This is a genomic window from Natronobeatus ordinarius (assembly GCF_024362485.1).
Lineage (GTDB): Archaea > Halobacteriota > Halobacteria > Halobacteriales > Natrialbaceae > Natronobeatus > Natronobeatus ordinarius.
Genome location: NZ_CP101456.1, coordinates 1,190,290 through 1,205,052 on the forward strand (window position 1 = coordinate 1,190,290; position 14,763 = coordinate 1,205,052).

General features: G+C 65.6%; 15 protein-coding genes. 4 read left to right on the forward strand and 11 right to left on the reverse strand.

The genetic code is table 11. From position 1 onward, the window contains the following. The first annotated feature begins 35 nt into the window (after positions 1 to 35). On the forward strand, positions 36 to 284 hold the full coding sequence (locus tag NMQ09_RS06145) for a DUF8143 family protein (RefSeq protein ID WP_255193572.1): 249 nt from the start codon (positions 36 to 38) through the stop codon (positions 282 to 284). Here the strand turns inward: NMQ09_RS06145 and NMQ09_RS06150 are convergent, their stop codons facing one another. Both NMQ09_RS06150 and NMQ09_RS06155 read right to left on the reverse strand, forming a co-directional pair. Beyond that, the gene (locus NMQ09_RS06150) at positions 285 to 1,898 is read right to left on the reverse strand and encodes a long-chain-fatty-acid--CoA ligase (RefSeq protein WP_255193574.1); all 1,614 of its coding nucleotides are present in this window, start codon (positions 1,896 to 1,898) and stop codon (positions 285 to 287) included. A 141-nt stretch (positions 1,899 to 2,039) separates the two neighbouring features. Further along, a complete protein-coding gene (locus tag NMQ09_RS06155; RefSeq protein ID WP_255193576.1) occupies positions 2,040 to 3,059 on the reverse strand; it encodes a threonine aldolase family protein in 1,020 nt (339 codons plus the stop codon). Positions 3,060 to 3,261: 202 nt separating this feature from the next. Between NMQ09_RS06155 and NMQ09_RS06160 the strand changes: the two genes are divergently transcribed. After that, entirely contained in the window at positions 3,262 to 4,293 is a 1,032-nt protein-coding gene (locus NMQ09_RS06160) for a hypothetical protein (RefSeq protein ID WP_255193577.1), read from the forward strand. A gap of 23 nt (positions 4,294 to 4,316) precedes the next feature. Here NMQ09_RS06160 and NMQ09_RS06165 read toward each other — a convergent pair whose 3' ends face one another. Next, positions 4,317 to 5,273, reverse strand: a complete 957-nt coding sequence (locus NMQ09_RS06165) for a mechanosensitive ion channel family protein (RefSeq protein ID WP_255193578.1) — start codon at positions 5,271 to 5,273, stop codon at positions 4,317 to 4,319. Positions 5,274 to 5,420: 147 nt separating this feature from the next. Here NMQ09_RS06165 and NMQ09_RS06170 point away from each other — a divergent pair, with 147 nt between their 5' ends. Beyond that, on the forward strand, positions 5,421 to 6,506 hold the full coding sequence (locus NMQ09_RS06170) for an aminopeptidase (protein ID WP_255193579.1): 1,086 nt from the start codon (positions 5,421 to 5,423) through the stop codon (positions 6,504 to 6,506). Positions 6,507 to 6,623: 117 nt separating this feature from the next. Then, on the forward strand, positions 6,624 to 7,043 hold the full coding sequence (locus NMQ09_RS06175) for a hypothetical protein (RefSeq protein ID WP_255193581.1): 420 nt from the start codon (positions 6,624 to 6,626) through the stop codon (positions 7,041 to 7,043). A 21-nt stretch (positions 7,044 to 7,064) separates the two neighbouring features. On the opposite strand, the gene NMQ09_RS06180 is transcribed toward NMQ09_RS06175, so the two are convergent. The 8 genes from NMQ09_RS06180 to NMQ09_RS06215 all read right to left on the reverse strand — a co-directional run bounded on the left by NMQ09_RS06180 (position 7,065) and on the right by NMQ09_RS06215 (position 14,697). Next, on the reverse strand, positions 7,065 to 8,207 hold the full coding sequence (locus NMQ09_RS06180; protein WP_255193583.1) for an acyl-CoA dehydrogenase: 1,143 nt from the start codon (positions 8,205 to 8,207) through the stop codon (positions 7,065 to 7,067). Between the two features lie 39 nt (positions 8,208 to 8,246). Next, positions 8,247 to 8,627 (reverse strand): Zn-ribbon domain-containing OB-fold protein, encoded by a 381-nt coding sequence (locus tag NMQ09_RS06185; RefSeq protein ID WP_255193585.1) that lies wholly within the window; start codon positions 8,625 to 8,627, stop codon positions 8,247 to 8,249. A gap of 96 nt (positions 8,628 to 8,723) precedes the next feature. Next, on the reverse strand, positions 8,724 to 9,944 hold the full coding sequence (locus tag NMQ09_RS06190; RefSeq protein ID WP_255193586.1) for a thiolase C-terminal domain-containing protein: 1,221 nt from the start codon (positions 9,942 to 9,944) through the stop codon (positions 8,724 to 8,726). Continuing rightward, a complete protein-coding gene (locus NMQ09_RS06195; RefSeq protein WP_255193587.1) occupies positions 9,945 to 10,670 on the reverse strand; it encodes an ABC transporter ATP-binding protein in 726 nt (241 codons plus the stop codon). Then, positions 10,671 to 11,441 carry an ABC transporter ATP-binding protein gene (locus NMQ09_RS06200; RefSeq protein WP_255193588.1) on the reverse strand — a complete coding sequence of 257 codons (771 nt, stop codon included), beginning with the start codon at positions 11,439 to 11,441 and terminating at the stop codon, positions 10,671 to 10,673. After that, complete coding sequence (locus NMQ09_RS06205) at positions 11,438 to 12,460, reverse strand: branched-chain amino acid ABC transporter permease (RefSeq protein WP_255193589.1); 1,023 nt, start codon at positions 12,458 to 12,460, stop codon at positions 11,438 to 11,440. Before NMQ09_RS06205 ends, NMQ09_RS06200 begins: the two co-directional genes overlap by 4 nt. Then, the gene (locus NMQ09_RS06210; RefSeq protein WP_255193590.1) at positions 12,457 to 13,347 is read right to left on the reverse strand and encodes a branched-chain amino acid ABC transporter permease; all 891 of its coding nucleotides are present in this window, start codon (positions 13,345 to 13,347) and stop codon (positions 12,457 to 12,459) included. The genes NMQ09_RS06205 and NMQ09_RS06210 overlap by 4 nt, the downstream gene beginning before the upstream one ends. A gap of 27 nt (positions 13,348 to 13,374) precedes the next feature. Further along, a complete protein-coding gene (locus tag NMQ09_RS06215; protein ID WP_255193592.1) occupies positions 13,375 to 14,697 on the reverse strand; it encodes an ABC transporter substrate-binding protein in 1,323 nt (440 codons plus the stop codon). Between the last annotated feature and the right edge of the window lie 66 nt (positions 14,698 to 14,763).

A 14,763-nucleotide genomic window follows, 5' to 3' on the forward strand; every position in this document is an offset into this window, starting at 1 on the left:
ATGTCTTGTGCCTCGCTGACGATTCGTCTTCTATCATGTCCGCTGGCGCGCTCGTCGTCGTGGTCCTGTTTTTGGGTCTCGCGTTCACGTTCGGACTGTACGCGCTCATCCGCGAGGAGACGTCGAATCCGAGAGTCGTCGATCGGGCGACGGCGGAACGCGAGGCACAGGAGCGTGGCGGCCTCGGCGACCGTTCCAGGGGGGATCGAACGGGATCGCCGAACACTGACCGAGAGACCGGCGATGACGACGGGTGGGGCAGCCTCGGGCGCCGGGACGAGTGATCAGCCCTGGCCGACCATCCGGTCTTCGTCCTTCCACTCCCGCTCGCGAAGTTCGTACTTCTGGACCTTTCCGGTCGCGGTCGTCGGCAGCGCCTCGACGTACTCGATCTTCCTGACCGCCTTGTAACTCGCCAGCTTCTCGCGGGTGTACGCCGTGAGTTCCTCGGCCGAGACCGGCGGGTTCTCGGGGTCACCGTTGGCGGGCACGACGAACGCCTTGGGCGTCTCACCCCACTCGTCGCTCGGCGCGGGGATGACGGCGACGTCGCCGACGGCCTCGTGGTCGAACAGCGCGTCCTCGAGTTCGATGCTCGAGATGTTCTCGCCACCAGAGATGATGATGTCCTTCTTGCGGTCCTGAATGGAGATCATCCCGTTCTCGTCGACCGTCGCGAGGTCGCCCATGTGGTAGTAGCCCTCGACGCGGTCGGTGAAGGCTTCCTCGGTCGCCTCGGGCTTGTTCCAGTACTCCTCCATGACCTGGTTGCCGCTGACGACGACCTCGCCGACCGTCTCGTCGTCGCGGGGGACGTCCTCCCCGTCCTCGTCGACGACACGAACCTCGGTGCCCAGAAAGCCCAGGCCCTGGCGCTTTTTGACCGCAAAGCGCGCGCTCGAGTCGTCCTCGAACGTTCGGCGGGCGTCGGAGGTCGTGATGAGCGGCCCCGTCTCGGTCGCGCCGTAGACGTGTTTGAGATACCAGCCGAACTCGTCTTCGACCGTTCGGATCGTGGCCTCCGGCGGGGCGCTGCCCGCGGTGGCGATCCGCACGTCGTGTTCTCCACTGGTTTCGACGTCGTTGTCCTCGTAGTAGTCGATCAGCATGTTGAGCACCGTCGGCGCGGCACACAGATACGAGACGTCTTCCTCGCGAATCGTCTCGAAGAGCCACTCGGCATCGATGCCACGGGTGCAGACGTGTTTGGCACCCAACCCCGTGACGGCGTAGATGTGTCCCCAGCCGTTGACGTGGAACATCGGCAGCGTCCAGAGGTAGACGTCGTCGTCTGCAATCTCCTGGTGAACGGCGACGAGGTAGGCGTGGATCGTCTCACAGCGGTGGGTCCGACAGACGCCTTTCGGATCGCCCGTCGTCCCCGAGGTGTAGTTGATCGTGATGACGTCGTTCTCGGCCATCTCCGGGCGGTCGTACTCGGGGTCGACCGACTCGAGCACCTCCTCGAAGTCCTCCCACTCGCCGGAAACGGCGTCCGGGTCGTTCGTAATGAACGTCTCCGTCGGCACTTCCTCGCGGATCGGTTCGATCTTCTCGGCGTACTCGTAATCGGCGTAGATGACGTCTACGCCCGCGTCTGCGAGGATGTAGGCGAAGTCGTCGGGCGTGAGCCGGTAGTTCAGCGGCGTGTGGATCGCCCCGACCTGCATCGAGCCGTAGGCCGCCTCGAGGTGGTAGTGGGTGTTCGGGTCGAGCACCGCGACGCGGTCGCCTTTCTCGATACCCCGGTCCTGTAACGCGGCGGAGAAGCGGTCGGCACGGTCGGCGAGTTCGCCGTAGGTGTACCGTTCGCCCGTCGTGGCGATCACGGCTTCGTCGTCCGCGTAGTACTCGCGCGCGCGGTCGAGAAACTCCGTGACGAGTAGTGGCCTGTGCATGCTTGACACCCCAAGCGGCCGGCACTTAGTTGTTTCGCACGACGGGCTGGAACGATCGTCGAAACGGGCTCGAGACGGCGTCAAACGACGGTACGGTCCGTTGTAATTCGTTACCGGTATAACGATCCGTAGGTTCCGAGCTCACTCGAGTGCCGTCGCGACCCGATCGATCGCCGTCTCGACGGCTGCGCGGTCGACGTCGCGATGGGTACAGAAGCGGATCGTCGTCGGACCGAACGGGGTGGCGAGCACCTCCTGCTCGCGCAGGCGCTCGAGGACGGTCTCGACGTCGAGGCCGGTGTCGGAGACGTCGACGAGAACGATATTCGTCTCCGGCTCGGCGACCGAGAGGCCGTCGACGCGGTCGAGTTCCTCGGCGAGGACGCGGGCGTTTTCGTGGTCGGTCGCGAGGTCGGAGACGTTCTCGAGGGCGCACAGGCCGGGGCCGGCGATCACGCCGACCTGGCGCATGCCGCCGCCGAACAGCTTCCGGGTGCGACGGGCGCGCTCGATGAACGTCTCGCTCCCGGCGAGCATCGAGCCGACTGGCGCGCCGAGGCCCTTCGAGAGACAGAACATGACGGAGTCGACGGGCGCTGTGAGGTCGGAAACGGGGACGTCGAGGGCGGCGGCGGCGTTGCAGACGCGCGCGCCGTCGAGGTGGACGGGAACGCCCCGATCGTGCGCGGCGTCGGCGGCCGCCGCAATCGTTTCGGAGTCGACCGCGACGCCACCCCGGACGTTGTGGGTGTTCTCGAGCCAGAGCAGGCCGGTGCCGGGCCGGTGGAGATCTTCCTCGACGTAGCTCGCGTCGAACGCTTCGGGAGTCGGTACGCCGTGCGGGTCGGCGTCGATCATCCTGACCTGCACCCCCGCGTGCTGGGCCAGCCCGCCGAGTTCGTACTTGACGACGTGGCTCTGTCGGTCGGCGATCACTTCCTGGCCGGGCTCGGTGTGGACGTGAGCGGCGATCTGGTTCCCCATCGTCCCCGTCGGCACGTAGAGGGCGGCCTCCGTGCCCACGAGGTCGGCGGCGCGTGACTCGAGTTCGGTCACGGTCGGGTCCTCCTCGTAGACGTCGTCACCGACGGCCGCGCTGTGAGCAGCCTCGCGCATCTCTTCGTCCGGTTTCGTGACGGTGTCCGAGCGCAGATCGATCATCACCACGAACTCCCGTCGGCAGCCCCCTAACGCTGTCGACACGGCTCAACGGCGGCCACGCGTTCGTTCTCGTCTCACTCGAGATCGAGAACGCCCCGCATCGAGAGCTGGGGCGCCCGCCCTCGAGACGTGTCGGCGACCCCCCTCGGAAACGGTCAACGATCCGTAAACTATTATGGTGGTACCTATAGTCGGCGTGAATGTGAGCCCCGACGCCTCCTCGCCCTCCAGCGCGGCTCCCGACCGGGGGAGCCCGTTCTGGCGACACGTCTCCCGCGCGGTCGGTCGATTCGACGAGCTTCTCGCGTTCCTCGCGATTCCGCTACTCACGTCACTGATGCAGTTCGGCAACGTCGAGCGACTACTCGCCTCCGGGAATCGCGAGTTCTCGATCAACCTCGGTGCGGAGTTTCCGTCACCGGTGCTCGACCTGTGGTCGTTCGTCGATCCGCCCGGGTCGTCATCCTCAGGTGATTCAGTCGGTGAACTCCCCGGAACGAGCCCTGCTTCCGATCCGGCCGGCACCCCGGGAACGGGTTCGGCGAGCGACGGCGTGACCCTCGAGTTGCCGGTCGGCCCCGGCGAGGTCGCGCTCGCGGACGTCGGATTCGGCCTGCTCGCAGTGCTCGTCCCCCTGCTCGTCGCCTACGCCGTGGTGGCCGCAGTCGTCTACGCCGTCTACGTCGGCGGGATCGATCGGCGGCTCCGGGGCGAACCGGCCGCCCCGCTCGAGTGTGTCACCAGGTACGCCGGCCGCTTTCTCGGCTACTTCGCCGTCCTGTTCGCCGCGGCGATCGCGTTCGTGCTCGTCGTCGTGACGATGCTCGCCTCCGCCCCGGGTGCCACGATCGGGCTCATCGTGTTCGCGATTCCCGCCTTCCTCGTCCTGGCGTACCTCTTCTACGCCGTCCCGTTCCTCTTCGTCGTCGCCGACGCGTCGCTGCTCGAGTCGTTCGGTCGCTCCTACCGGCTCGCGATCGACGCCGGACCGTACCTCACCTTCGCGCTCTGGCACCTCGGGGTGACGCTGGTCGTCTCGCCGCTGCTGTCGATCCTCGTCAGCCCCGGCGGCCCGGTCGCGCTCCTCCTGGGGCTGGCCGTCACGGCCCCGCTCTCGCTCGTGCTGACGGCGGCGACGACCTCGTTCCTCCGGGAACTCGTCGAGGACGAGCGATCGGTCGGCGACCGACGTGACGACGGGCGGCCGGCGGGGAGCGGACGGGCAGCCGACTGACGCACTTACTCGAGCGGTTACGATCAGTCCGCCGCCTGTTCTTCCTCTCGTTCCGTCGGCGCGGCCCGGCCGGATTCGCGGTCGAACGCGAGCCGCGCCCGGCCGCTCGTCTCGTCGAAGACGTGGTGAGTGTGCGGGTACGCGAACTCGACGTCGGCGTCCTCGAACGCCGTCCAGACGGCCGCCCGAACCGCAGACTGGATCGGCAGCGTCCGAGACGGCTGCTCGATCCAGAATCGGAGCTCGAGCACGACGCCGTGGTCGGCGAACTCACGGACCAGTGCCGTCGGTTCGGCGGGGTAGCGGGTGTCGCCGATTCGGATCGGCGGTCCGCCCTCGACGACGCCGTCGACGTCCCTGGCCGTCGCCTCGAGCAACTCGCGGGCGCGCTCGAGGTCGCCCTCGTAGGTGACACAGACCTCGATCGAGATGCGGCCGCGCTCGTCCTCCGCCGAGAGGTTACGGACGTCCCGCTCGCGCATCGTCTCGTTCGGGACGACCAGAAACGAGTTCTCGAGGGTGAACACCTTCGTGTAGCCGAGGGTGACGTCGTCGACGTAGCCGCGTTCGCCCCGATCGACGAGTTCGACCACGTCACCGACCTCGTAGGGGCGGTTGAGCAGGATGAACAGGCCGCTGATGTAACTGCGCGCGACCGGCGCGAGCATCGCGCCCACGACGATCGAGATGACGGTGAACGAGAGCAGGACGTTCTGTGGTCGAAAGCCGAACAGTCCGGCGAACGGGACGAGCGCGAACAGCACGATCCCCGCTCGAGCGACCAGCAGGACGGCGTTCGCGGTGGTCGGTCGGAGCACGCGTTCCTCGAGCGCCGGCCGAACGCGCTCGGTCAGGAGCTTCGAGCCGTACCACGCCACGATCAGCGCGAGGAGGGCGAGCACCCACGACGCCTCGAGCGCCTCGAGCACGTCGTCCACGAGCATCGATTCGGGGGTCTGTCCGAGAACGGATCGTCGCATGTACGCGGCGTTTCACGGCCCGCGGAAAAAGCACGGGCGTGGCAGCGGCCGGGTCGGCGGGCGTGCCAGCAATCGAGTCGACGCAGACGGACGCCGACGCCCTTCGTTCCGAAAGGGGTATGCCGGTAGTGGCAGAAGTTGTCGTCCATGGATCCGCGTATCCGCGAGCACGCAGCGATCATCGCGAACCACTCCGTCGACTTACAGGAAGGCGACAACGTCGTCATCGACGCCCACCCGGTCGCCGAAGACCTCGTCGTCGCCCTCCACGAGGTGGTCGGCGACCAGGGCGCGAACCCGGTCACCACGAGCCAGCGCACCGGCAAGCGAGGGATGCGGGCGTATCTGCGCGCGTCGGACGGCGAGTTCGAGACGCCCGCCCACGAACTCGCGCTCATCGAGGAGACGGACGTCTACATCGCCATCCGCGCGAGCGACAACGTTACCCAGACGAGCGACGTCGATCCCGAGGTCAACGCGGCCTACGCCCAGGCCCACCGGCCCATCCTCGAGGAACGCCTCTCGAAGCGCTGGTGTCTTACGCAGTTCCCCGCGCCGGCGAACGCCCAGCTCGCCGAAATGAGTACCGAAGGCTACGAGAACTTCGTCTGGGACGCCGTCAACAAAGACTGGGACGCCCAGCGCGCCCACCAGGCGAACATGGTCGACATCTTAGACCCCGCCGACGAGGTCCGGATCGTCAGCGGCGAGGAGACCGACGTCACGATGAGCGTCGCCGGCAACCCAACGCTCAACGACTACGGCGAGCGCAACCTCCCCGGCGGCGAGGTCTTTACCGCACCGGTCCCCGACAGCGTCGAGGGGACCGTGCTGTTCGACATGCCGCTGTACCACCAGGGTCGGGAGATTACGGACGTCTACCTCGAGTTCGACGGTGGCGAGGTCGTCGAGCACGCGGCGGGCAAAAACGAGGACCTGCTGACGGAAGTGCTCGAGACCGACGACGGCGCCCGCCGACTGGGCGAACTCGGCATCGGCATGAACCGGGACATCGACCAGTTCACCTACAACATGCTGTTCGACGAGAAGATGGGCGACACGGTCCACATGGCCGTCGGCCGAGCCTACGACGACACCGTCGGCGAGGGCAACGAACAGAACGACAGCGCCGTCCACGTCGACATGATCGTCGACATGAGCGAGGACTCGTTCATCGAGGTCGACGGCGAACGCGTCCAGGAAGACGGCACGTTCGTCTTCGAGGACGAGTGAGACGGACTGCTATCCGTCAGTTCCGATGAGCGGGCGTCCAGGCCGAGCGAATCGACAGCCGGCCTCACTCGAGCAAACCGGCCCCACTTTTACGTTCGGCCGCCGAACGGTCGACCGATGACGGGAGCCGGGCACCACAAACTGTTGGGCGTCTACGTCTCCGAGTCGGTCGCCGACGCACTCGCCGACCGACTGTACGAGGACGCTGGCGTGGTCGACCTCGAGACGTACTTCGACGAGAGCGAGTCGACGGTCCCCGCGGACGACCCCGGCGCCGAGGTGACCCACGAACTCCTCACGGACGTCGTCCGGCGATTCGCCGAGCTGTACGACGCCGCCGACTTCGCGGCCGCGAGCCGCGTCGATCCCGACGCGTTCGTCCTCGTCCACCTCGCCGCGGCACCCGAAACGGTGGCGAACGCCCGCGAACGCTTCCAGGCGGCGGCGACGGTTCAGGAGACCGACCTTCGGACGGTCCACACGGCGATCCTCGCTGCACACCTCGCGGCGAGCGACGCGGACTCGAGCCTCGAGTGAACGACCCCGATATCAGACGGTTCAGGTGAGGAGATCTCGTGCAATCGTGTTCCGCAACACCTCGCTCGTTCCCTCGTAAATCTCGTTGAGCTTGGCGTCGCGGTAGAACCGCTCGGCGGGGAAGTCCTTGGTGTAACCGTAGCCGCCGTGGATCTGAATCCCCTCGTTCGCGACCTCGCGGCTCACCTCGGAGGCGTACAGTTTCGCCTGCGCGGCCTCCTTGATGAAGTTCTCGCCGCGGATCTTCCTGTCCGCCGCGTCGTGCATGAGCAACCGGCCTGCCCGCGTCTTCGTATCCATATCCGCGAGTTTATGCTGGATCGCCTGGAACTCGCCGATGGGCTGGCCGAACTGCTCACGCTGGGTGGCGTACTCGATCGCAGCGTCGAGGGCAGCCTGAGCGATACCGACCGAGCGGGCGGCGATCGTGATCCGGCCGCCGTTTAACGTCTTTAGCGCCTGGACGAAGCCGTCACCTTCCTCGCCGAGGAGGCGGTCTTCGGGGATCCAGAGGTCATCAAAGCGCAGTTCGGCGGTCGGACAGCCCTTGTCGCCAAGTTTCTCCTCCGTGCCCTCGACGATGAAGCCGTCGTCGTCCTCGGGTCGGATAATAAAGGAAGAGATTCCTTTGTTCCCGGCGTCGGGGTCGGTCTTCGCGAAGACGGTGACGGTGTCGGCCACGGAGCCGTTCGAGATCCAGAGTTTCCCGCCGTTGATACGGTAGCCGTCACCGTCTTTCTCGGCGGTCGTCCCCATCGCGGGGACGTCGCTGCCGGCGCCAGCTTCCGAGAGGGCGAACGCGCCAATGTCGGTTCCCTCCGCGAGCGGGGTGAGGTACTCCGCTTTCTGTTCGTCGGAGCCGAACGCATAGAGCATGTTGCCCGCGAGCGAGATGTGCGCGGCGACGATCGTCCCGATTCCGCCCGACCCGCGGGCGATCTCCTCGAGTGCGGCGGGGTAGGCGTGGTAGTCGAGTCCCGCTCCACCGTACTCCTCGGGGAACGGCATCCCCATCAGTCCCAGCTCGCCGAGTTGGTCGACGATCTCGTGGGGAAACTCGTCGTGCTTGTCGACGTCGCCGGCGACCGGAACGATCTCCTCGTCGACGAAGTCGGCAACCATGGTCTTGATCTGCTCTTGCTCGTTCGTGTACTCGAAATTCATGTAATTTGCTAGTTGTGTGTATTCGTTCGTCCGCCTGTACTACTTCTCGACCGGTTCGAACGCCACGAAGCGCTCGCCGGTCGTCTCAGTCGTTCCGACGTCGACGGCGACCTCCTGGCCGACGGCGACTGCGCCTCCCCTGACGATTCCCGTCAGTTTGATCGGCCCGAAGCTGACGACGGCCGTCACGTACGGCGCATCGTCGACGAACGACGGCCCCGCGACGTGTACGGTGGTGTGAGAGACGATCGTCCCTCGATCCGGAAGCGGGGCCCGCTCGAGGGCTGCCGATCCGCAGTCCGGACATCGCCTGGCCGGCGGGAACGTCGCGTGCCCGTCCGGACACCGATAGTAGTAGCCCTCGCCCTCCACGATCGCGTCGAGCAGGTCGTCGTACCCGTCGACTCGAGCGGCGTTCACGCGATCACCTCCGGAAGGGATTCCGGCGTACTCGCGTTCGCTACGCTCACGCGACCACCTCCGGAAGGGATTCCGGCGTACTCGCGTTCGCTACGCTCACGCGACCACCTCCAGAACGTGGACGGTCGTGCTCGCGACCGTTCCGCCAGCGTTGTGGGCGACGCCGACGCGTGGATTCGAAAGCGCGTCGCTGTTCGGATGGTCGCCGCGGAGGAGCCGCGTCAGTTCCGTGAGCTGGCTTACGCCGGTCGCACCGACGGGGTGTCCTTTCGCTTTCAACCCGCCCGAGAGGTTGACGGGGACGTCGCCGTCGGCGGTCGTCAGGCCGGCTCTGGCGGCAGACACCCCTTCGCCTGGATCGGCGAACCCGAGCGCCTCGATCGCCATCGCCTCGGCGATCGTGAAACAGTCATGAACCTCCGCGCAGTCGACGTCGGCGGGCGTCACGGCCGCCTCACTGTACGCGCGTGTCGCGGCCTTCTCGGTCGCCGGCGTCCGCGAGAGCGACGGCCGATCCTGGAGTGCGAGCCGGTCGCCGGCCTGTCCAGACCCGGTGATCGCTATCGGCGCGTCGAGTCCGTGCTGGCGGGCGTACGCGTCGCTCGTGAGTACCGCGACGCTCGCGCCGTCGCTGATCGGACAACAGTCGTACAGGCCGAGCGGCTCGGCGATCGGCGGCGCCTCGAGGGCTTCCTCGACGGTGATCCGCTGTTGGATGTGTGCGTGGTCGTTCTCGAGGGCGTTTTCGTGGTTCTTCACGGCGATGTGAGCGAGGTCCGTCCGGCTCCCACCGCGTTCGGCGAAGTACGCCTGTGCCATGAGCGCGTACGCGCCGGGGAACGTGACGCCGGCGGTGATCTCGTAGAGGGCGTCGGCGGCCGTCGAGAGCCCGGCGGTCACGTCGTCGGTACTCATGTGCGTCATCCGCTCTGCACCGCCGACCAGCACGACGTCGGCTGAACCGGAACGAATTCGCTCGAGGCCGTATCGGACCGCCGTGCCGCCGGAGGCGCAGGCGTTCTCGAGGCGAGTCGCCGGTGCAGAGACGCCGGCTACGTCGGCGGCGAGCGGCGCCTGGTGTCCCTGTGACTCGCTAAGTTCGCCCATGAAGTTTCCGTAGAAGACCTCTTCGACGTCTCGGGGCTCGAGCGCCGAGTTCCGGAACGCCTCGTCCGCCGCGTCGGCGAACAGGTCCCTGGCCGTTCGGTTGGGGGAGCTGCCGAACGACGTCTGCCCGATGGCGGCGACTCGGACGCCCTCGAGGGACGTCTCCCGTCTCCGCGTCTGTCGGCCGTCAGTCGGCTGGCTGTCGGCCATCTATCCACCCTCGAAGATTCGTTTGACCGAGGGGTGCTCGGTGAGTCGTTCGTCCCGGCTGACGCTGTCGACGATCTCGCCGCGTTCGATGACGTAGAAGCGTTCGGCGACCTCTTCGGCGTGGCGGACGTTCGATTCGGCGAGGAGGACGGAGACGTCCATCTCCTGAATCCGCTCGATCCCCTCCCTGAACCGTTCCCGGACGGAGGGAGCGAGTCCCTCGAAGGGTTCGTCGATGAGGATCAGGTCGGGGTCGGCCGCCAGCGCGCGACCAACGGTCACCATCTTCTGTTGACCGCCGCTTAAGTTCCCCGCGGGGCGGTCCATGAACTCCGTCATCTCGGGGAAAATGTCCTGGACGAGATCGACCCGTTCCTGGAATCCGGCCTCGTCGATGCCACCTTTCCCCCAGGTCGCCATCCGGAGGTTGTCGACGACACTCAGAGTCGTGAACAGCCGCCGATCCTCGGGTGCGAACCCGAGGCCGTGGCCGGGGCGCGCTTTCGGCGAGGCGTCGGTAATGTCGACGCCTCGCATCGACACCGTGCCCTCCCTGATGTTCGCCTGCCCCATCACCGACCGAAACGTCGTCGTCTTACCGGCTCCGTTTCGCCCGACCAGGCCGACGGTTTCACCGGCGTCGACCGAAAGCGAGAGGTCGTCAAGGACTGGCACGCCGTCGATGTCGACGGTGATCCCCTCGACGTCGAGTAGCCGCTCGGCCATCTAGACCCCTCCTTCCAGGATGTACGCCTGGACCGTCTCGGAGTTCATCACGCGTTCGGGGTCGTCGTCGATCAGTACCGAGCCCTCGTGCAGTGCAACGATGCGATCGGAGTAGTTCATCACGAGTTCCATGTCGTGTTCGATGAAGACGAGGCCGACGCCCCGTTCGGTGGCGGCCTCGGTAATCGTCTCCATGACCGCGTTTTTCTCTTTCGTCCCGACGCCCGACGTCGGCTCGTCGAGCAACATCAGGCTCGGCTCGAGCGCGAACGACATCGCGATGTCGAGGATCTTTCGCACCCCGTGTGGGAGGTGTTCGGTGTGCTCGTCGCGGTGTTCGTACAGGTTGAACGTGCGGAGCAACTGTTCGGTCTCCTCGAGCGAACCGGCGTCTCGAGTCACTGGCGTGAGCAGCCTGTTGTTGTCCCGGTTTCGCGTGATGACGCTCGACTGTAAGTTCTCGAAGACGGTGAGTTCGTCGTAGACCTGGGGCAACTGGAACGAACGGACGAGCCCTCGCTGGACGCGTTTGTACTGGGCCAGCTCGGAGACGTCGTCGCCATCGAAGACGATTCTGCCGCTGGTTAACTCCAACAGCCCTGAGACGAGGTTGATAAACGTCGTCTTCCCCGCACCGTTCGGGCCGATGATGCTGACGATTTCGTCGCGGTAGAACTCGACGTCGACGCCGTCGACGGCAGTCAGGCTTCCGAATCGCTTCTCGACGCCCTCAGTACGCAGTATCGGTGCCCTCGTGTCTGGTCCGGTCATCGGCTTCGCCTCCGTAGGTTCGCGACCGCATCTTTCGCGCCACCCCAGATACCCCGTTCGCGGAGCGTGAGCACGACGACGAAGATGATGGCACCCATGGTGAAGTGCCAGTAGCCGCCAACGTACTGGGTGGCGAACTGCTCGAGTAATATGTAGCCGGCGGCGCCGACGGCCGGGCCGATGAACGTCCCGATGCCGCCGAGGAGCGTCATGAACACGATGTCGCCGGACATCGTCCAGTCAAGATACTCGGGAGTGACGTGGCCGATGTGGACGGCGTACAGCGCGCCGGCGATCCCCGGGAAGATCGCGGAGACGACCATCGAGTAGAGCCGATACCGCTGGACGGGAACGCCGGTCGAGCGGGCTCGAGTTGGGTTTTCGCGGATCGTCTTCAACGTCAGCCCGAACGGCGACCGCATCATGAGCCACAGCGTGACGACGCAGAGCCCGAAGACGATCAGAATCACGTGGTAGTAAAAGCCCATGAGGTAGACGTTCGGTGCGAGTTCGCCGACCGGGATCCCGAGGAAGTTAAACCGGTCGACGGAGATGCCGTCGGTTCCGCCCGAGAGGCTGTTGAATCGGACGGTGAGCACGTAGAGGAGCTGTGCCAGCGCGAGCGTGAGCAACGCGAAGTAGATCTCGTGACTGCGCAACGAGAGGGCGCCGATGACGAGCCCCAGCGCGGCGGCGACGAGCGCCGACACGAAGAGCAAGACGAGTAAGTCACGGACCTCGGTGTGGTGCATCAGCAGGGCGGTCGTGTACACGCCGGCCCCGAAGAAGGCCGCGTGACCGAACGATAACAGCCCGGTATAGCCGAGTAGAACGTTGTAGCCGAGGGCGACGATCGCGAAACACAGGATCCACCCCGCGACGTACGTGAGGTAGGCGTCGCCGGTCACGACCGGAACGGATGCGAGCGCGATGAACACGCCGATCGACGCGAGAATCCGTGGCGTCCGCACTGCCTCGCCGATGGCGGCTGGATCGAACAGCGCGAATCGCGTGCTCATTCGACCACCCCGCGGCCGCCGAAGAGTCCTTCGGGTCGAACGATGATGACGATCGCCATCAGCGCGAAGACGATCGCCAGTTCGATCTGGGGAACGTAGGCGATCCCGAAGCTCCGGACGAAGCCGAGCAACAGCGCCGCGACGATCGCGCCCTTCAAACTTCCCAGCCCACCGATGACGATGACGGCGAACGAGAGGAGGACGTACTCGAGGGTGATCCCCGGTGTGGCGGCGGCGAACGGGACGAACAACGCCCCGCCAAGTGCGGCGAGCCCGATGGAGATGCCGAAGATCAACAGTCGAACCCGGCCGACGTCGATGCCGAGCATCTCGACCATCTCGTAGTCTTCGGACATCGCCTGGGAGATCTTCCCGAGTCGCGTCCGTTTGAACATCAGGTAGAGTCCGGCGGCAACTGCGACGAACGTTAGAATCGTGAACGTCCGGTACACCGACACACCTGCGACTGACCCGAGCTGTGCGGCCGGGCTAATCGCTCGATCGGCGGTGATCGGGGCTGTTCCCCAGATGATTTTGATAACGTCGTCGAGCATCAGAATAACGCCGAACGTCGCCAACAGCTGGTACACCGGCTCGACGTCGTAAAGGGGGGCGAAGACCGTCCTGTCCAGCGCGGCTGCGAGCACCGTGACCACGAGGGGAATCGCGACGACGAGCGTGAACAGGGCCAACAGAATCGATTCTGAGACTGTACCGAGGTTGTTGAGCGTCCAGACGCCGAGGTACGCCCCGACCGCGAAGAACGCCGCGTGGGCCATATTCAACAGGTTGAGGATGCCGAAGACGAGCGTCAACCCGACCGCCGCGAAGAACAGGATGGCGGCGAAGTACAGCCCGTTGAATAATTGTCCAAATATTGATATCATTGTGGAACTTTTCTTACGCTCGGTCGATCACTCGGTGATCGTCTCGACGTACTCCATCGTTGGCACACCCTGTGGTGGGTTGCAGTCCACCGGCGAGACGACCTGATAGTCGGTCAGTTCGTACTCTTGGGCCGATTCCGACGTCACCGGTCGTCCGTAGACGCCGGGTGCGACCGCCTGATAGTCGGTGATCGTGTGCATCCCACCCGGCGAGTTGAACGAAACGTTGGAAATCGCCGAAATGAGTTGACTGTCGGTCGGCCAGTTGCCGGTGATGTCGACGACGCGTTCGACGCCGACCTCGAGCGCGCGGACGCCCTGCCAGGTGTGATACGCACCCCAGCCCGGATACTCGCCGTAGGCGTCGAGGTACGCCTCGGCGAACTCGCGCTGGAGGGGGTTCTCCTCGGCGCGGAAGTTGAACTGGTAGCCACCTCGGCCACCGAGTAAGACGTTCTCGGGGACGTCGCCGCCCAGTGACTGCAACAGGGGCGAGCCGGTGTCCCCCATCAGCACGCCGGTGCCGACGTCGTCGAACAGCCCTTCGTCGACGGCCTGATTCATGAACGTCGCGATGTCGCCACCCCAGAGGCTGCTCATCAGCACGTCGGGCCCGCGGTCCTGAATCGCGCTGACGTGCGCGCTGTAGTCGGAGATGAACGGCTCGGGCGTTCGGCTTTCGACGATGTCGATGTCCGGGCGGAGCCCCTCGAGCACCGCGATCACCATGTCACGGTGGTCGTGTCCCCACGCGTAGTCCTGGTCGATCGTGACGACCGTCTCGACGTCCTCCATCTCGGCGACGACGCGTGCAGCCGACACGGCTCCGGCGGAGTTGGTCGCACACGTTCGGGCGACGTACTCCATCTCTGGATTCTCCTCGAACAGCTGATACGTGCCGGCGATCGTCGCGATGAACGGCAGCTGCTGTTCGTCGGCCGTCGGCGCGACCGCGAGCAGGTTCGCACTCGAGATCACGCCGAACAGCAGGTCCGTCTCGTCCTGCTGGCCGAGGCGCTGGGTGTCGCTCACCAGCGTGTCGGCGCCAGCCCCCTCGTCGATCGTCTCGACGACGTCGATCTCGCGTTCACCCAGCAGTCCGCCTTCGGCGTTGATGTCGTCGACCAGCAACTCCAGGGCGTTGACCGCCTGTTCCCCGTAGAAGGCTGCGGGGCCGGATTCGAAGGTCATGTGCGTGAGCCGGAACGGCTCGTCCGGAATCCCTTCGACTTCCTCCTCTGTGGCCTGGCCGCCGTCGAGTAACGCACAGCCAGCAACGGTCGTCGAAAGTGCTGCCACACCGGCCCCTTTCAGGAGCGTTCGTCGTGTCGTGTTGGTAGTCTCTGGCATTGTTCTTGCCTACGTCCCTCATGCCGCACCTACCGTAATAAATATTCCGAAAATAAATGAAAAACC